Origin of the sequence: Bacillus sp. JJ1521 (assembly GCF_036965165.1) — a bacterium.
In the GTDB taxonomy this organism is placed as follows: Bacteria; Bacillota; Bacilli; order Bacillales; family Bacillaceae_L; genus Ferdinandcohnia.
Window position 1 is genome coordinate 1 of the sequence record NZ_JBALOX010000122.1, and the last position, 18,589, is coordinate 18,589.

The 18,589-nt window shown below is 36.9% G+C and carries 21 protein-coding genes; 1 reads left to right on the forward strand and 20 read right to left on the reverse strand.

Annotated elements, in window-relative coordinates; all coding sequences use genetic code 11:
- Nucleotides 1-228: 228 nt before the first annotated feature.
- The 18 genes from V7147_RS16445 to V7147_RS16530 all read right to left on the reverse strand — a co-directional run bounded on the left by V7147_RS16445 (nucleotide 229) and on the right by V7147_RS16530 (nucleotide 16,088).
- Nucleotides 229-1,113 (reverse strand): dipeptidase, encoded by an 885-nt coding sequence (locus V7147_RS16445; RefSeq protein ID WP_335368948.1) that lies wholly within the window; start codon nucleotides 1,111-1,113, stop codon nucleotides 229-231.
- Between the two features lie 197 nt (nucleotides 1,114-1,310).
- Nucleotides 1,311-1,571 (reverse strand): stage V sporulation protein SpoVS, encoded by a 261-nt coding sequence (gene spoVS, locus V7147_RS16450; protein WP_003211281.1) that lies wholly within the window; start codon nucleotides 1,569-1,571, stop codon nucleotides 1,311-1,313.
- A gap of 318 nt (nucleotides 1,572-1,889) precedes the next feature.
- Nucleotides 1,890-2,684, reverse strand: a complete 795-nt coding sequence (locus tag V7147_RS16455) for a TIGR00282 family metallophosphoesterase (RefSeq protein WP_335368916.1) — start codon at nucleotides 2,682-2,684, stop codon at nucleotides 1,890-1,892.
- Between the two features lie 124 nt (nucleotides 2,685-2,808).
- Entirely contained in the window at nucleotides 2,809-4,371 is a 1,563-nt protein-coding gene (gene rny / locus V7147_RS16460) for a ribonuclease Y (protein ID WP_335368917.1), read from the reverse strand.
- A 404-nt stretch (nucleotides 4,372-4,775) separates the two neighbouring features.
- Nucleotides 4,776-5,816: a recombinase RecA gene (gene recA, locus V7147_RS16465; protein ID WP_335368918.1), complete on the reverse strand. Its 1,041-nt coding sequence runs from the start codon at nucleotides 5,814-5,816 to the stop codon at nucleotides 4,776-4,778.
- A 263-nt stretch (nucleotides 5,817-6,079) separates the two neighbouring features.
- Nucleotides 6,080-6,739, reverse strand: a complete 660-nt coding sequence (locus V7147_RS16470; RefSeq protein ID WP_335368919.1) for a DsbA family oxidoreductase — start codon at nucleotides 6,737-6,739, stop codon at nucleotides 6,080-6,082.
- On the reverse strand, nucleotides 6,736-6,930 hold the full coding sequence (locus V7147_RS16475; protein WP_335368920.1) for a hypothetical protein: 195 nt from the start codon (nucleotides 6,928-6,930) through the stop codon (nucleotides 6,736-6,738). The genes V7147_RS16470 and V7147_RS16475 overlap by 4 nt, the downstream gene beginning before the upstream one ends.
- A gap of 89 nt (nucleotides 6,931-7,019) precedes the next feature.
- Nucleotides 7,020-7,928: a VOC family protein gene (locus tag V7147_RS16480; protein ID WP_335368921.1), complete on the reverse strand. Its 909-nt coding sequence runs from the start codon at nucleotides 7,926-7,928 to the stop codon at nucleotides 7,020-7,022.
- A 123-nt stretch (nucleotides 7,929-8,051) separates the two neighbouring features.
- Nucleotides 8,052-9,293, reverse strand: coding sequence for a competence/damage-inducible protein A (locus V7147_RS16485; RefSeq protein ID WP_335368922.1), 1,242 nt, complete (start codon nucleotides 9,291-9,293; stop codon nucleotides 8,052-8,054).
- Between the two features lie 18 nt (nucleotides 9,294-9,311).
- The gene (gene pgsA, locus V7147_RS16490; protein ID WP_335368923.1) at nucleotides 9,312-9,890 is read right to left on the reverse strand and encodes a CDP-diacylglycerol--glycerol-3-phosphate 3-phosphatidyltransferase; all 579 of its coding nucleotides are present in this window, start codon (nucleotides 9,888-9,890) and stop codon (nucleotides 9,312-9,314) included.
- A gap of 322 nt (nucleotides 9,891-10,212) precedes the next feature.
- Entirely contained in the window at nucleotides 10,213-10,650 is a 438-nt protein-coding gene (gene hutP, locus V7147_RS16495; protein WP_335368924.1) for a hut operon transcriptional regulator HutP, read from the reverse strand.
- A gap of 172 nt (nucleotides 10,651-10,822) precedes the next feature.
- A complete protein-coding gene (locus tag V7147_RS16500) occupies nucleotides 10,823-11,227 on the reverse strand; it encodes a MaoC/PaaZ C-terminal domain-containing protein (protein ID WP_335368925.1) in 405 nt (134 codons plus the stop codon).
- The gene (locus tag V7147_RS16505; RefSeq protein WP_335368926.1) at nucleotides 11,224-11,673 is read right to left on the reverse strand and encodes a MaoC family dehydratase N-terminal domain-containing protein; all 450 of its coding nucleotides are present in this window, start codon (nucleotides 11,671-11,673) and stop codon (nucleotides 11,224-11,226) included. Before V7147_RS16505 ends, V7147_RS16500 begins: the two co-directional genes overlap by 4 nt.
- Nucleotides 11,674-11,793: 120 nt before the next feature.
- Nucleotides 11,794-12,639: an aldo/keto reductase gene (locus V7147_RS16510; protein ID WP_335368927.1), complete on the reverse strand. Its 846-nt coding sequence runs from the start codon at nucleotides 12,637-12,639 to the stop codon at nucleotides 11,794-11,796.
- 200 nt (nucleotides 12,640-12,839) lie between these two features.
- Nucleotides 12,840-13,013: a twin-arginine translocase TatA/TatE family subunit gene (locus tag V7147_RS16515; protein WP_438824607.1), complete on the reverse strand. Its 174-nt coding sequence runs from the start codon at nucleotides 13,011-13,013 to the stop codon at nucleotides 12,840-12,842.
- An 86-nt stretch (nucleotides 13,014-13,099) separates the two neighbouring features.
- A complete protein-coding gene (locus V7147_RS16520; protein ID WP_335368929.1) occupies nucleotides 13,100-13,699 on the reverse strand; it encodes a response regulator transcription factor in 600 nt (199 codons plus the stop codon).
- Nucleotides 13,696-14,829 (reverse strand): sensor histidine kinase, encoded by a 1,134-nt coding sequence (locus V7147_RS16525; RefSeq protein ID WP_335368930.1) that lies wholly within the window; start codon nucleotides 14,827-14,829, stop codon nucleotides 13,696-13,698. Before V7147_RS16525 ends, V7147_RS16520 begins: the two co-directional genes overlap by 4 nt.
- Before the next feature lie 221 nt (nucleotides 14,830-15,050).
- Complete coding sequence (locus V7147_RS16530; protein WP_335368931.1) at nucleotides 15,051-16,088, reverse strand: fatty acid desaturase; 1,038 nt, start codon at nucleotides 16,086-16,088, stop codon at nucleotides 15,051-15,053.
- A gap of 307 nt (nucleotides 16,089-16,395) precedes the next feature.
- Between V7147_RS16530 and V7147_RS16535 the strand changes: the two genes are divergently transcribed.
- Nucleotides 16,396-16,986, forward strand: a complete 591-nt coding sequence (locus V7147_RS16535) for a guanylate kinase (protein WP_335368932.1) — start codon at nucleotides 16,396-16,398, stop codon at nucleotides 16,984-16,986.
- Between the two features lie 48 nt (nucleotides 16,987-17,034).
- On the opposite strand, the gene V7147_RS16540 is transcribed toward V7147_RS16535, so the two are convergent.
- Together V7147_RS16540 and V7147_RS16545 are read right to left on the reverse strand one after the other, a co-directional pair.
- Entirely contained in the window at nucleotides 17,035-17,967 is a 933-nt protein-coding gene (locus tag V7147_RS16540; protein ID WP_335368933.1) for a manganese-dependent inorganic pyrophosphatase, read from the reverse strand.
- An 88-nt stretch (nucleotides 17,968-18,055) separates the two neighbouring features.
- Entirely contained in the window at nucleotides 18,056-18,349 is a 294-nt protein-coding gene (locus tag V7147_RS16545; RefSeq protein WP_335368934.1) for a DUF6509 family protein, read from the reverse strand.
- Between the last annotated feature and the right edge of the window lie 240 nt (nucleotides 18,350-18,589).

The following is an 18,589-nucleotide window of genomic DNA, read 5'->3' on the forward strand; positions in this document are numbered from 1 at the left end:
TTCTTATGCTGAGGAAAGGACCTTTTCCAAATCAAAATTGGAAGAAAATCGCCAAAAATGAAGTGTAGAAAGCTGTCCAAATCTATACTGTTGGATATGTACTAAACGCTTTCATTCTAGACCTATCAACGAAAAAAAGCAACCCTTAGCAAGCAAATTATGGAGAAAAATGCGTATTTTTTTATTTTTCAATTAATTCTATTTCATTTCTATTAAAAATCGTTTTTATTACGCAGGTAAATTCTGCACAAAATTTTGAAACAGGAATTTTTTCACCTGGTTTTCAGAGTAATATTTAAGCAAATGATTAACAAGTCGATCAAATCCTGAGAAACTTTCAAGTCCAACGGTGGTATCTGTTATTCCATCAAAATCAGAACCAAATCCAACATGGTTTTTTCCGCCTAATGAACAAATATAATCAAGATGCTTTAACACATCATCAATTGATGCACTGTTGTGATTGCTTAGAAATTGCGGCACAAAGGTAATTCCAATCATGCCGTTCTTCTGTATGAGTGCGCGAATTTGATCATCCTGTAGATTGCGTCGATGATTGCAAATGGTGAATGCATTTGAATGAGATGCTATCGGAAAATCTGCTACTTCCATAACATCCCAAAATCCTTTAATTGACAAGTGAGATACATCAGTCCATATTAATGCCTTATTATGCTCCTTCACAACCTCTTTGCCAAAGCTTGATAATCCCCCTCCTCGTGGTTCTGCCACGCCATCTGCAGCAAAATTGGCGTAATTCCATGTTAAACCTACTGAGGACACTCCAAGCCTTATTAACGTTTGCAGCTTTACTATACTTTGATCAATTGCATCACAGCCTTCCAGCGTTAAGAATGCCCCTATTTCATTCTCCTTTAAGGCTAAAATATCCTCTCTAGTTCGTACCATTTTTAATAATGGAGAAGGGGCAATTACTTGCTTATAAAAAATTTCTACCATCTCCAACGCCACTTCAAATCTGCTTTCTGGCTTTACTTCTTCGGGTATATAAATTGCAAAACATTGCACCTTGCTACCCAATGCTTTTAATTGATTGTATGTAATATGTAATTTCGGTGAGTCTGCAAAATCAATAGTAGGATCCATCCACATTTTATATAAAACATCTGAATGGGCATCAAATATTTTCACTAATTTCAACTCCTTTATCAAATGCGCCTTGNNCCTTTAAAAAATCGTGGCATCGGCCGGAGGCTTTAACTTTATTCTGCACAAAAATACCTGTTTGCCTAATTTGACAAACAGGTCATTACCCGTAACTTGACCATGTTATATAAAAGGACATACGATTATCGTGGTTCAACGATTAATTTTATAGCAGTTCTTTCTTCACCGTCAATTAGAATATCTGTAAATGCCGGAATACAAATTAGGTCTACTCCACTCGGTGCAACAAACCCTCTAGCTATCGCTACTGCTTTCACTGCCTGATTTAATGCACCTGCACCAATCGCTTGAATTTCTGCAGCTCCTCTTTCACGCAATACACCTGCAAGCGCTCCAGCTACAGAGTTAGGATTAGATTTTGCTGAAACTTTTAATATTTCCATTTCTACTTTCCTCCTTGTACTTTACAATGTTTCCCTGAGTGATCGGTAGAACCATACTTACAATAACGACTGACAAATTTGCGATCTATCATTTTTCTCTGTGATTTTCATTTGATCGCAGGACATACCAGAGGCTATCTTTATTCAACCAGGGATTACCGAGTCTGAGTTGAACAACGAATAATGATCCCATAACTACTATATTCACTAGAAACTACCAGTATTCCTGCTTGTTTCAAAGTTTTTTCTAAAAATTCAAAAATCAACACAATACATGAAAAAACCAAGATATAATTATTGATATCTTGGTTGATAATTTTAGTCAAAAAATGGATGATCGTCATTAATGAGGATTCGTTGAATCCCTTTTGCCTTTCCGCTCTTAGGGTCTACATCTACAAGAACTCCATTTAATTGAGTTCTTCCTTCAACGACCTCAAAGCGTACTGGTAATGCTGTTTTAAATTTATGAATGACAGCTTCTTTTTCCATTCCTAAAATGCCATCATATGGACCTGTCATTCCGACATCTGTGATAAATGCAGTGCCTTGTGGTAAAACACGATTATCGGCTGTTTGTACATGTGTATGTGTCCCAACGACAGCTGTTACCCGTCCATTAAGATACCAGCCCATTGCGATTTTTTCACTAGTGGCTTCCGCATGAAAGTCAACAAAAATAATAGAAGTTCGCTTTTTTGCTTGTTCAATTAATTCGTCAACCTTTTTAAATGGATCGTCAATTGCCGGAAGAAATGTCCGCCCTTGTAAATTAATAATCGCAACTTCTTGTCCATTCGCTTTGCTATACATCAGTCCTTGACCCGGAGTTCCTTCAGGGAAATTTGCTGGTCGTATCATGTTTTTCGCAGTATCAATAAACTCGAAAATATCTTTATTATCCCAAGCATGATTACCAAGTGTAATTGCTTGGGCACCGTTTTCGAGAAATTGGTTATAGATTTTTTTAGTAATCCCTCTACCCGATGCTGCATTTTCTCCATTTACAATTGTAAGTGTAGGATGGAATTTTGCCTTTAGTTTCGGAAGATATTCTCGGATCATATCTCTTCCCGGTGAGCCGACTACATCACCAATAAATAAAATCTTCATGTAAAAGCCCCTTTCTTATCAAGTGAAGCACAAAAAACAAAAAATCTCAATGACAAAGACTAGTTTTTGGGGGATTTGTCATTTGGAATTTTTAAGAAAAAAAAAAGTGGTCTAATAGACCACTTTATTTTGCGTATTCAACCGCTCTTGTTTCACGAATGACGGTTACCTTGATATGACCGGGATAATCCAACTCTTCTTCGATTCGTTTACGGATATCGCGAGCTAGTCGATGGGCATTTAAGTCATCGATCGCATCAGGTTTTACGATAATTCTAACTTCACGTCCAGCTTGTATTGCAAAGGATTTTTCAACACCTTCATAGGATTCTGAAATCTCCTCAAGCTTTTCAAGGCGACGAATATAGTTCTCAAGTGTCTCACTTCTAGCACCAGGTCTTGCCGCAGATAAAGCATCAGCTGCTGCAACTAATACAGCAATGATTGATGTTGGCTCTGTATCACCATGGTGGGAAGCAATACTATTGATTACAATTGGATGCTCTTTATACTTCGTAGCTAATTCTACACCAATCTCAACGTGGCTACCTTCCACTTCATGGTCAATAGCTTTACCGATATCATGTAATAGTCCAGCACGACGAGCAAGTGTTTCATCTTCACCTAACTCAGCAGCCATTAAACCTGATAAGAACGATACTTCCATTGAGTGCTTTAAGACGTTTTGGCCATAGCTTGTACGATACTTCAAGCGACCTAAGATCTTAATTAAATCCGGATGGAGTCCATGAACACCAACCTCAAAGGTTGTTTGTTCACCCACTTCACGAATATATTCATCAACTTCACGTCTTGATTTATCAACCATCTCTTCAATACGTGCTGGGTGAATACGTCCGTCTTGAACAAGTTTTTCAAGTGCGATTCTCGCTGTTTCACGGCGAATTGGATCAAAGCCAGATAAAATAACAGCCTCAGGTGTATCATCAATAATAAGGTCAATACCCGTTAATGTTTCTAGGGTCCGGATATTTCGTCCTTCCCTACCAATAATACGACCTTTCATCTCATCATTAGGCAAGTTAACTACAGATACTGTAGTTTCTGCAACATGATCAGCGGCACATCTTTGAATAGCAAGTGAAAGGATTTCTTTTGCCTTTTTATCAGAATCTTCCTTTGCTCGATTTTCTGCTTCCTTCACCATGATAGCAATATCATGTGAAAGCTCATTTTCAATTCGATCAAGGATGATTGACTTTGCTTCTTCACGTGTTAAGCTAGAAATACGCTCAAGTTCAGCTTGTTGCTTGTGTACCATTTCTTCCACTTTGCTTTCCATCTCTTCAATATGCTGTTGTCTTTGAGCTAGAGAATCCTCTTTCTTTTCCAACATGGATTCACGTTTATCTAATGTTTCATCCTTGCGATCAAGGTTCTCTTCTTTCTGCATTAAACGATTTTCTTGTTTTTGTAGTTCGTTTCTTCGATCTCGGGTTTCTTTTTCCGCCTCTGAACGAAGTTTGTGAATTTCATCTTTTGCCTCTAACAGTGCTTCCTTCTTTAAAGAATCTGCTTCTCTATTTGCATCTTCAATAATTTGTTCGGCAACACCTTTTGCTCCCGCAATTTTAGTTTCGGCAATTGATTTACGAACATAAAAGCCAACAATCGCACCGACGATTAGGCCAACCAAAGCGGAGATGATAATAGTAAAGGGATCCATCTTCTTCACCTCCTCTTGCTATAAACTTTTTCTTGCTAGATCAAAATGTCGGCATGTACATATTTACAATGCACAGCGCAAGGCTTTTTAGGCTAATCAGAGTCTTAGGTTACGATCCGAAAGCAGCTTAGACTACTCCGGGTCTGAATAGCAAAAGCTCAAACCGAGTTTTGCTTCTAACGTTTTAATTCTAACAAAATGTAAAATATACATTTTAATTGTAAATGTGTGAATTTTTATTGTCAAGGGTTGTCAGAAATAGTGTTACATGAAAATGGAAATTTTGTGTTGGTGATTTGTTTTTATTCTGGAACTTAGGAAGAGAAGGAGGGTCTTTTCGTGTTGAATAGAGTAGGTTTATGGGGAATGTAAAGAAGAGACACAATGCTGTGTCTCCGTCTTAATTAGTCTTGTAAATCAAATTCTTCTTGTTCCTCATCAGTAGGGGCAATTATATCACCGTCAAGGCCATAATGATTTCTTATCTGCTGAAGGATTTCATTTCGAACATCAGGGTTTTCTTTTAAGAATTGTTTTGCATTTTCACGACCCTGACCAACTCGTTCTTCCTTATAAGAATACCAAGAACCGCTCTTTTGGACGATATCGAGTTCAGCTCCTATATCGACTATTTCGCCTTCGATTGAAATTCCTTGTCCATACATAATGTCTACTTCTGCTGTTCTAAATGGTGGCGCTACTTTGTTTTTCACGACCTTAACTTTTGTTCTATTACCCACAATTTCATTACCCTGTTTTAATTGTTCAGAGCGACGAACTTCTAGTCTTACAGATGAATAGAATTTAAGCGCACGTCCGCCCGGTGTTGTTTCTGGGTTTCCGAACATAACCCCAATTTTTTCACGGACTTGGTTAATGAATATTGCTATTGTATTTGATTTGTTGATTGCACCTGATAACTTACGTAGTGCTTGTGACATTAAGCGAGCTTGTAGACCCATATGGGAGTCTCCCATCTCACCTTCAATTTCCGCTTTTGGAACAAGTGCTGCAACTGAGTCAACAACTAAGATATCAACAGCACCACTTCGTACTAATGCTTCAGCGATTTCTAATGCTTGTTCACCAGTGTCTGGCTGAGATAATAATAGTTCATCAATGTTTACACCTAATTTTTGTGCATAAACGGGATCAAGCGCATGTTCCGCATCAATAAACGCTGCTTGTCCACCAGTTTTTTGTACTTCAGCAATTGCATGAAGTGCTACAGTTGTTTTACCTGAGCTTTCCGGTCCATATATCTCAATTATCCGCCCTCTTGGGTATCCCCCAACACCTAATGCTACGTCTACTGCTAATGAACCACTAGATATAGTGGAAATTCTGCGATCAGTTTGTTCTCCGAGCTTCATGATTGAACCCTTACCGAACTGTTTCTCTATCTGCTTCAGTGCCATTTCTAAGGCCGCTTGACGATCACTCACTATTTTTCCTCCTTTATTCGTGAAACTATTATTACTATACAATGTTTTGTTCGATTTGCCAAGCAAAAAGTCGAACATTTATTCGGTTATTTTTGTTAATAGTTTTTTCCCATAAATCCAATTATTAATAGTTGAAAATCATATTTTCAAAGTATTAGAGACCATCAATTTTGAATTTTACCCTCCCTAAAAAATTTATTACTGTAATGAAAATAGCGTAAGCAAGTGGAGCTTACGCCATTTAATCTATTTTCCTGCCTAGGTTACAAATAGGTTGACTTATTGGAATATTCTTCTTCCCATACCTTATCTAAAACTTGATTGAATGCCTCGACTGGCTGTGCACCAGAAACAGCATACTTATTATCAAATACAAAGAAAGGAACACCTTGCACACCAACTGAACGCGCTTCGTTGATATCCTGCGTCACCGTATCAGTATTGTCTTTACTTTCCAATATCTTGCGTACTTCTGCACCATCAAGACCTATCTCTTCTGCCAAATGGACGATTGCTTCAGTATCGTTCAGAATCTCACCTTCATTAAAATGAGCTGCGTAGAATCGACTGAAAAATTCATTGCCTTTTCCCTGCACTTTTGCGTATTGAAAAACGCGATGAGCATCATACGTGCTTGTAAGTTTGGCTTTGTCGTAGTTGATTTCAACTCCTGAATTTTTTGCCATATCTGTCACTTGTTGAAGCATTGTCTTTGCCTGTTCAATTGGCACTCCCTTCATGTTAGAAAAGGTTTGTGCATAGCTTTGACCAGGAACATATTTCGCGTCTGGCATAAGTAAGAAGCTTTTATATTCTATTTCAACTTCTTCAGCATGGGGAAATTTCTCTAATGCTTTATTAAGATGTGATTCCCCAATAAAGCAGAAAGGACATACAAAATCTGACCAAATGGTTATTTTCATTTTTTTCCCTCTTCCTCTTGTTGAGTTACCGGACCACATATTCCGGTATTAACATCGCAGACAAATCCTGAGGAATTGTCAAAGTCCAAGCTTTTAAATTTTTTGACGCGATTTAGTTCTTTCAAAGCTCCATTAACATCTTTGCCATCAGCTGAAGGTTCAACAGATTTTTTTTGCTCGTCATTTAACATCAAGTATTCCTCCTTTACGTTTCATATTAATTATTTTAAATGAAATTCCCGTTGATATCTAATAATTGAACTGAGATGCCAACATGTAATTATTCATTGTATACTTTCTGTAACTCCGATAGATCAAGTTTTTTCATTTTAAGAACCGCTTTATTAACACGGTCAAATTGTTCTGGTGTGCTATTACTCATCATCTCATCCATTTCCCTAGGCACAATCTGCCATGATACTCCATACATATCTTTTAGCCAACCACATGCTTCCGCTTCAGGCACAGCGGACAGCTTATCCCAGTAGTATTCAATCCCAGCTTGAGTTTCGCAATATACCATAAATGAAATTGCCTCATTAAAACCGAATTTATGATCTTCGGCACTATCCATTGCTGCAAACCACTGATTCTCTAATCTAAATTTAGCAAACATGATTGTTCCTTCTTTGTTTGGTTCCATCCCACCGGGATAGTAGGCAATATGACCCTGCTTTGAGTTTTTAAATATAGATGAATAAAAATGAATTGCCTCTTCTGCTTTACCGCATTTTTCACCAGTGAACATGAATGAAGGAGTAATCGTAGGTCGTTCTTCACCTTCAGGGTTAGTAAGGATTAACTGCCATGACAAACCATACTTATCTTGAATCCAACCATACCTCTCACTGAAGGGGTACCTATCAAGTGGCATTAAAACTTTACCGTCTTCAGATAATTTGTTCCATANNATCATTTCGCTCGCGTCTTTATCTCGCAAAGGGTCAAAATTTACGAAGAATGAGATCGATGGATTGAATTTGAAATAGGGTCCAGCACTAATGGCCATAAAATTCTGTCCCCATAACTCAAATGAAACTAAACTCGCGTCACCTGATGGTGTATCGTGAAGTGTTGTAACATTTGTAATTTTAGAATCTGGAAAAATAGAAGCATAAAACTCTGCAGCTTCTTTCGCCTCTTTGTCAAACCATAGATGTGGAACAATGTTTTGATTCGTATTTGTCATTGTTTTTTCCCCCTTATGTATTTCTTATTATTTTATCCATTCAAAAATGTTAGCGCTTTTCCTTCATATTCCATAAAAAAAGACGATCCCGTATGATCGCCTTTGTGAGATAAAAAAACTATTTTATTGTTCGTTTAATAATTGTAGTAAATAATAAAAACCATATTTTACGGTTCTATTTCGAATTCCTTGACGTGAACCCGCTAACTGTAACGGAAATATTTTGGTAGGTTGATCCAAATAAGAAATCCCTATATATACCGTTCCTACCGGTTTTCCTTCCGACTCACTTGGTCCCGCTACACCTGTAAAACTTATCCCGATATCAGAATGTAAGAGATTCCTCACATTTTCAGCAAGCTGCTGGGCTGTTTGACTACTAACAGCCCCATCGGTATCAAGAGTTTCTATCTTAACATGTAGCACTTGTTCCTTCACTTCATTTGTGTAACAAACAACTCCGCCCTTAACAACAGCAGATGATCCCGAAATATTAGTCAATTCCTCAGCGAACAAGCCACCTGTTAAACTTTCAGCACTCGCTATCGTTAACTTAGACGCTTTTAACTTATTCAAAAGCTCCGTGACTAGGGAAGTCGAATTATAACCATACAAGAACTTGCCTACCCTCTTTAAGATTTGAGCTTCAGTATCATCTAATAGTTTATACGCAACATCAAGCGAGCTATGCTTTGCTGTTAATCGAAGTGTAACCTCACCATCACTAGCTAATGGTGCAATTGTCGGGTTTGTTTGATTGTCGATTAAATCTTCAATTTCAGTTTCAAGCTGTGATTCCCCAATTCCAAAGAAACGCAAAACTCTTGATTCAATTCGTTCAACAACACCTAGTGATTTTAATAAGAAGGGTGCGCCATATGATAGAAACATCGGATTAAGCTCTTTTGGTGGACCCGGGAAAAGCATGTAGGTAATCTTATCAACCTCTAGTCCCATTCCAGGTGCCATCCCATGATCGTTGGGGAGGATTTCAGACCCTTCAAGGACAAGGGCCTGCTTTTTATTATTCTCTGTCATATGGCGATTGGTTTTCTTAAAGAAATCTTCAATACTACGTAAGGCCGCTTTATCAAATACAAGCTGTTTACCTAAAATCCTTGCAATCGTCTCTTTTGTTAAATCATCCTTTGTTGGACCCAATCCACCCGTAAAAACAATTAAATCCGAACGAGATTGTGAGATTTTAATTACGTCCTCTAAACGGTCAGGATTATCACCAACAACTGTATGGAAGTAAACATTGATTCCAAGCTCAGCAAGCTGTTTTGAAAGGAATTGTGCATTTGTATTCGCAATTTGACCCAAAAGGAGTTCAGAGCCTACAGCAATTATTTCAGCATTCATTTAAGATCCACACCCATCCTATTTGGAGTTTGCAAAAACCCCTTTATTTTTCGCAAAATAATCCCAACCTGAAATAACTGTAAAAATGACAGCAACCCAAAGTGCAATCAAATCAAATGGGATTGATAGAAATTCAAATGGCCAGTTATGTAATAATAATGCTGAAACAGCTACCACCTGAGCCCACATTTTAATTTTACCTAGCATCTTAGCAGCAGAAACCTCGCCACCTTCTGCCAGTAACAGACGTAACCCGGTAACGGCAAATTCCCTGCTTATGATAATAATGACCATCCAAGCAGGTGCAAGACCAAATCCAACTAAACTAACTAATGCAGCTGATACTAATAGCTTGTCTGCAAGAGGGTCTAGAAACTTCCCAAGATTTGTTACTAAATTGTGCTTCCTCGCTAAATGACCATCAATCCAATCTGTACTTGAAGCCACAATAAAAATAATAGCACCGACTAAATGAGAAACGGGAATGGTCATTGAGCCAATCGAAACATCACCCCATCCAAACGGAACAAACATGATAATTAAAAATAATGGAATTAAGCAAATTCTTGCCACTGTAATCTTATTTGGTAAATTCACATTCATACCTCCAAAATATTATCAAATGCGCCTTGGCATATTCGCACCCGATTTTTAGGCACACAGGAAGTGGCGTTTTAGTATTTGATCTTACTGATCGAAAAATTAACGTTGAAAAATCTTGGCCTCCGCCGGAGGATTTGCTTTATTTAACAGTGGTAAAAACCTTACTAAATTTAAATTCAATTTCCATATATCCACTTTTAATGGTGATATTTACTTTAGTTGAATAAAACAACGTAAAGAGGCGATAATGGCATAGTGATACCATCATCGCCTCCTATTGACTAAAGGACTATAGGCAATGTAATTGTTTTAATTGTTAAATGTGATTAATTCCAAGACCAATTGTTTCGTGCTCTAATCCCTTAATTGGTGCACCAATTGTCCCGTAAAAGGCGACTGCAATCCATTCGCCTTCTTCTTCATTTGTGTATGGAGTCCCTCGAACAATAGCAAATCGCAGGCCAACAGTCCGACTTATTTCACCGATTGCGGTTTGCCCTCTCGTCACACCTTCAATTCCTTCGATAATCGCGTGGTATAGAGCATGAGTTTCACGATATTGAGATTCATGAATAAGACCATGACGCTTTGCAGCTGTTTCAACAGCAGCGATTACTTTCTGCATATTCATCGATCCGACTTTTCCTTGACAGTATTTAATTTCTTGTAACGAAGGAGAAAGGGCTTTCATTTCTTCTTCCGTTAAAGTTGCAAGCAGTACAGCAATTTTGCCAATTGCTATTTTTTGACTCATAATTAAGAACCTCTAATTTCTGAATTTTCCTAATAGCTAATAACTTACTATTATTGTAAGCTTGCGCCAATCTTATTGTCAATGGATTTGGAAAATTTTAGTATATTACTATAGTAGTAATCTACCATAATAATGTGTGGATATAACATGAAAAACGCATTCAAGAATGGGTTTACGCGTATTTTTGAAAAACGACACTTCCTTTGATCACATCTTTTTCGTGCTGGTTCACAGCAATTACATCAAAGATTAGCTCGTTTTCGTCTATTCTTTTTAATGATGCTTTAAGAGTAATGACGTCTTCTAAAAACACCATGTTTCGAAATCGGATGGAATATGTTTTGATAAACCCCTCTTCATAAAAAGGTGTAAAAAGCTTTGCAAGGTTACCCATTGTCCACATTCCATGTGCAATTACACCGGGAAGCCCTGCTTTATGAGCCTCGTCATCAATTGTATGGATTGGATTATAATCGCCGGATGCACCCGAATATTTAATTAAGTCCATTCTAGAAACTGGTGAAAGCTGGACACTTTCTAGTGAAGATCCAATTTCGATACTCGCTATTGAACTCATGCCTTCATCCCCTTTCTAACCGCTTCAGTGATGATGACGACAAGCTTAGAAGAAAAAATCAACTCACCATTTATATCTTCCCCATTTTCACAAATAGTTAGAAAACCCATTGTACCTGAAGATCCTTTTTTCTCCGCGTATTTTTCAACCTTGGAATAACAATAAATCTCTTCTCCAACGAATAATGGTCTTTCATATTGGTAAATCTGCTCACCATGGATTAGTCCTTTTTCAGGTAAAACTACGCCTTCAATATTTCCAAATTCTAATACTCTAGGAAATGTCGGTGGTGCAATATTGGTTTTATACCTGGAAGCCTTTCCGTACTCTTCATCTATGAAAATAGGATGGGCATCACCAATTGCTTCTGCAAATTTCTTGACGGCTCCTCTTTCAATGGTATTTTTCACTTTCGTTGATTCTTTACCAATAAAATCTTTATACACCTACATCACCCCTTAATTACTATGTATACCTCTATTGTATTTTGAAATTTCAGTCAACACAAGGAGTAATTATCGAATGTAAAAACCACACGAAATATTCCGTGTGGCTTATCCAATCAATCACTCAAAATCAGTCATATTTGTATCAGGGTTTGAACCAATTCGATCATTTTTGTTAAGTGTACTTATCTTTTCCATTTCTTCTTGTGTAAGTTCAAAATCAAAGACATCAGCATTTTCTTGGATGCGTTGTTCTTTAATTGATTTCGGAATTGTTATAACGCCGTTTTGAAGATCAAGATCCCATCGTAAAATAACTTGTGCAACGGATTTATTGTGTTTTTTGCTAATTTCTGAAAGTGTTGGATCATTTAGTAATTCTCCGCGCTTAAGGGGAGACCAAGCTTCTAATTGAATCCCTTTCTTTTTACAGAATTCATGTAAATCTGTTTGTGTCAGATGTGGATGGTATTCAACCTGATTCAGCATTGGTTTAATTTCAGAATTTTTGATAAGATTTTCTAGATGATGAACATGGAAATTACTTACACCAATTGCACGTACACGGCCGTCATTGTACAGCTTTTCAAGGGCATGCCATGTTTCAATATACTTATCTTTTCCAGGCCAATGAATAAGATATAAGTCTAAGTAGTCAAGTCCTAGTTTTTGCAGACTTGTTTCAAATGCTTGAAGTGTAGATTCATACCCTTGGTCACTGTTCCAGACCTTCGATGTAACAAACAATTCATCTCTATTGATACCAGATTCGCGAATTGCTTGCCCCACACCTTCTTCATTTTTATAGACAGCAGCAGTGTCGATGCTCTTATAGCCATGCTTAATTGCCCATTTGACAGAATCAATGACCTCTTGGCCATCTTGTACCTTAAATACACCTAAGCCAAACCATGGCATCTTTACTCCGTTATGTAATGTCGTTGTATCTTGAAGACTTTTCACCATATGTATCCTCCTCGCAATTGAAAGATTTACCATTAATAGTTTCTCACACGCTTGTCTATTTTTCAAATAAGAAAACATGTGCTTGAGAAAGTACATGTCCAGGTTGATTACACTTCCCAATATTTTTCAAAGTATGTACTTATGAATTCCTTTCGATACAAATAAAAAAGAGAGGTTTATTACCTCTCCAATTACATTGCTTATTTAGATTTAGTCTCAACATCATCATCCTCAAGGATGCCTTTTGTAGCCTTTTTAAATTCTCGAAGTGTTGTTCCTGCTGCTTTTCCGAGCTCAGGAAGCTTTTTAGGTCCGAATACAAGTAATGCAAAAAAGACAATTAATATTATTTCTCCGAAACCAAGGTTTCCCATGATCATTCCACCCTAAAAACGAAATGTATTGCACCCTTATTTTATTCCTCTAATTTCAATTTTACAATAAAATTTTTTATTAGCCTTTACTTAAACCAGCCTTTTTCTTTTGACTGTGTGATTGCTTCAATCCGATTTTTAACTTCAAGCTTATCTAAAATAGTCGAAATATAATTACGGACAGTACCAGCCTTAATTCTAAGCTCATCTGCGATTTCCTTCGTGTTTTTCCCATCAGCGACAAGTTCAAGTACTTCACGTTCACGGTCGGTTAACGGGTTTTCATCCGAGTATAAATCATCCATTAATTCAGGAGCATAGACGCGTTTGCCACTCATTACATTACGAATTGAATCTGCTAATTCATCACTCGGACTATCTTTTAATAGATAGCCCTTCACGCCTGCCTTTAGAGCACGTTGAAAATATCCAGTACGGGCAAAAGTTGTTAAAATGATCACTTTACAATCCGTTTCTTTTAACTCTTCGGCAGCTTCAAGTCCTGTTTTTAATGGCATTTCAATATCCATCATACAAATATCTGGATTAAGCTCCTTGACAAGCGATATCGCTTCTTGCCCATTATTCACCATACCAACTACTTCCATATCGTCCTCTAAATTTAACAGTGATCCTAATGCTCCAAGGACCATTCGTTGGTCCTCCGCAATTACAATTCGAATCATATCAGTCCCTCCACTTCGACCTGCTTACGTACATTCGGTATTATAATAATTAGGGTTGTTCCATCATCCGTTACTATTTCTAGGCTGCCATTAACAAAGTCTAGTCGTTCTCTCATACCTTGTAACCCATGACCGTCTATCACATCTTTGTCTGGAAGTGTGCCAATCCCGTTGTCCTTAATCACTAGTTGAATTTCTTCTTCAAACTGTGAAATTTCAATTACACATTGGGTTGCTTTACTATGCTTCACAACATTATTGACTGCTTCTTTAATTAACATGCTAATGATATTTTCGTAGAATAATGAAAGGTCCTTGAATGATTCATCTTGGATATACTCAAATTCAATTTCAGCTGTACGAAGTATTTCTTTCACGCGGATAATTTCTTCATGAATTCGAATACCGCGCATTTGCGACACCATTTTTCGAACCTCGTTCAATGCTGTTCTTGCAGTTTGCTGGACATCCTTTAATTCGAGGCGCGCTTTTTCCGGATCTTTATGTATGAGCTTTCTTGCTAAATCACTTTTTAACCCAATCATTGAAAGCTTTTGTCCTAATGTATCATGAAGATCCCTTGCAATTCTTTGACGTTCCTCTTGTTTCACAAGTTCTGCAATTCGTTTATTTGCATCCTCAAGTTTTTCCTCAAGTATCTCTTGTTTCTTTTTATTATATATATTGAATGGCAACAATATAACGCTGATCCAAATGATAATGACAAATGGCAAATGGGTTAAAAACACCTCGTCTTTTATCACGAGATTGTAATTAATCGAAAATGTTGTGGCAACTAGATGTATTATGTATAAAGTTAAAAAGGCAACTCGGTTCTTGATGTTTCCATTATAATACGCAATATAAAAAGCAAAATAGATAAATGCAAACAAAATTGACATGGTTAAGGAAATGCCAATTAAAATGGAAGTCCAAAAATAAACTGGCCATCTTCTCGAGATAAACGCAAATCTTAACGTAATGAAAAAAATGACTGTTAAAATAAGACCAGTGATTATTTCAGGGGTCGATGATGATTGAAAGATAAAATAAAATGGCAGGATGCTCATTACAGCCCAAATATAAGGTGAGATACCTGACCATTTTTGAAAAAGCGGAAATTTCTTCATAGGACATACCCTCATTTTATTCATGTTTATTCTGTATCATATCATAATCAAATACGCCTTACATATTTGCGCCCAGATTNNCCACAGGAAGTGGCGTTCTTAGTCTTTGATCTTAAGTTCGAAAATTAACCTTTGAAAATCGCATGTCTCCGCAGGAGGCTATGTCATTATTCAGCTGGGGTCCGACCCCCCGGCTGAATAAAGATATAGGAAAACCCAGCTTATTTTTCTAAGCTGGGAATCTTTTTAACATCTTTTTGATTGTTAACCATTTCTTTAATTTTCCCATAACCTACAAACACTTTCTCTTGTTCATCCCAAAGACGGAATTTTAGTGATTTTAAGCTTGTTTTTAAAGTGATGGTTGGTACATGCTGTAGTGGAGCGGTTTGATTGTGTACCTCTTCAAGCTTATAATTCGGAACTCGCGGGCTTAAGTGATGCACATGATGATAACCGATGTTCCCTGTTAACCACTGTAAAGGCTTTGGAAGCTTGTAAAAGGAACTTCCTTCAACCGCAGCTTTGACATATTCCCAATTTTCATCTTCTTCAAAATAGGAATCTTCAAATGTATGCTGAACATAAAATAACCAAACACCAGCAATCCCAGAAACCATAAAAATCGTTCCCTGTACAATTAAAAACGACTGCCAACCAATTGCCCAACATAAAATGGCGGCAAGGCCAACGATTCCTAGATTTGTGATATATGTGTTGAGACGTTCATTTTTTCTCGCCTTTTTTCGGTTAAAACGATTTTCAATTAAGAATACAAAGATAGGTCCTAAAATAAACATTACAAATGGATTTCGGTAAATTCTGTAGCTAAGACGCTTCCATGTAGATGCTTCCATGTATTCTTCAACGGTCATTACCCAGATATCACCTGTACCGCGTTTATCTAGATTTGAACTTGTTGCATGGTGGACAGAATGGTCATGTCCCCATTTACTATAAGGAAATAATGTTAAAATCCCCAAAAAGGTACCAATGATTTTATTTGCTTTTCGATTTTTAAAAAATGAGTGATGGCAACAGTCATGGAAAATGATAAACATCCGTACGAGAAAGCCTGCTGAAATAACACCAATAACAAATGTCAATATATAGGAAACATTTAATGAATAATAGGCTAGAACCCATAGTCCAAGATAAGGAATTAATGTGTTAAAAAGCTGAAACAGACTAGCTTTAAAGTTTGATTTTTCAAATGGTGCAACTTGTTTTCGTAAGCTTCGTTGATCTAATTTGTTCATTTAATCGATTCCTTTCTTAATTCTAATTTCATATTTTAATCAGATTTTCAAATTTAATGAGGAAATATGTGCTGACAAATGCCAACAGTTGTCTACGTTTTCAATGTTATAGGAGAAAAAAGATTTACACTAGACATAGGTGTCATGTAATTTATATGATAAATGTCATAAGTCGCATTGAAAATTTGGAATACACAAAAAATTAACATTCTATATAGGCTAAAACGCAGATTTTATGCTATACTTAAAAAACAGAATATTTCAACTAGCATTTAACAAAAAATCTTTTTCAAGAAGGAGGAAACCTATGTACAAATTAAAGGACAAAGAGAGGATTTTCATTTATACAGGTCCAGATGGTTCTGGAAGGAAGACATTAGGCAAGATGGTTGCAACAGCATTTGATATGCAAACTGTTCCCTCATTCACAACTCGAAGCCCCCGCCCTTTTGAAAACAACGGAGAAGATTACCACTTTGTAAGTAAAGAAACCTTTCACCAAATGATGCAGCAAAATGAATTTCTAGAAAGTGTCGAGATTGATGGACATTTTTATGGAATACGTGAAATTGACATTGCAAATATCTTCAAGAAACATAAGGTGGTTTACTTAACACTTAACCCAGAAGGTGCAGATCTTTTGAGGAAAATGTATGGAGAAAAAGCGATCCGTATCTTTGTATATGCTGATCGGGATACTGTACATGAACGTCAGAAGGAACGTGGGGATAGTACTGAGGACATTGAACGTCATATGAACCATTATGATGAAACAATAGCCTATAAGACTTCCTGCGAGCATGTCTTTGAAAACTATGACTTGCCTCAAGTCTCATATCAAATAAGTGAAATGATTGAAACCTATTTAGATCGACAGTTAATTACAGATGATTACTAAAACATAAACAGCCCTGAAAGGAACTTTCCTCTCAGGGCTTAAAATTTATTAAAGGCTGTTAAATGCGTCAGTTAGTACTGGCACAACTTGTTTCTTACGGGAAACAACGCCTTTTAATTCTGCTGTTTTGTTATCTAGTGTAACATTAAACGCTTTTTCTACTGCAGCCGTTTTTGCACCAACAGCAAGTCCTACAGAGTCATTGTTTAAAATATCTGTAATGACAAGTAAGAATAAATCAAGTCCGTTGCCATTGATTTGTTGATTCATTACTTCTTCAAGCTCACTTTGTCTTACTAATACGTCTTGTGGGTCAACAACGTTTACTTGAGCAATTTGAACTTTATTGCCATTCATTGAGAATTCTTTGGAATCTAATGAAACCAATTGCTCGGCTGTTTTATCACTTACATTTGCACCTGCTTTTAACATTTCAAGACCATAGCTCTCAGCATCAACACCGGCTATTTCTGCTAATTCACGAGCAGCTTGAACATCTTCATCCGTGCAAGTAGGTGATTTGAATAAGAGTGAGTCGGAGATAATAGCTGAAAGCATTAATCCAGCAGTTTCCTTTGTGATTTCAACATTGTTTTCTTTGTATAGCTTTTTAAGAATAGTTGCAGTACAACCAACAGGTTCTACACGGAAATACAAGGGATCACTTGTTTCGAAATTAGCAACACGGTGATGGTCGATTACTTCTTTGATTTTTACATTTTCAAGTCCGTCTGCACTTTGTTGACGTTCGTTGTGGTCAACTAAAATAACGGATTGAACTTCATTGGCTACATTCTCCACTAGACGTGGTGCTTCTGTTTTAAAATAATTCAATGCATATTCGGTTTCACTATTTACTTCACCTAAGCGTACAGCCTCCGCGTCTTCGCCTAGCTTCTTTTTTAGCTCTGCATATGCAATTGCTGAACAAATTGTATCAGTATCCGGGTTCTTATGACCAAAAACAAGAATTTTTTCCATTTTTCATGACTCCTTATTGCTTAATATGTATGATGTACTCTCTCATTTTACACAAACATTCGTTTTGGTTAAACAATTTTGGCCATTTTTATTCAATTTCTTCGTCTATATGCATTTTACAAAATTCATTAACCGCGATTTCTTCATCCTCTTCAAGCTCGAAATCAAGCACTTTCTCTGTGCCTTTTTCAAAAATATAATATTGGGCAATTCGCTCACCCTTACTATCAACTGCATAGATTACTTTTAGCTCGATTCCATTTTCAGAATATAATTCATCGTCCTCTGGAACCTCGATTTCCAAAAAGAATTCATAGCGGTCACCCTCTAATATTCCTGTTGGGTCCTTTAATTTTTCAACCGAATATCCGGTAATATTCATTACTACATTCCCACCCTTCAAATACGAAACTCCGTAACTATTATACACATTCTTTCCATAAGAGTGAAAAAATTTCATGTTTCTGTCCAAAATAAAGATTTGGACTCATTTTAACACATAGGACTTCCTATGGATAAATAGAATAATAATAGCCCAAAAAGAAATGCGAAAGGCGCCCATATAGATGAACATCAACTAAATACCGCTACGTCCTGTGGGAATGTCGATGTCAGCACTTCC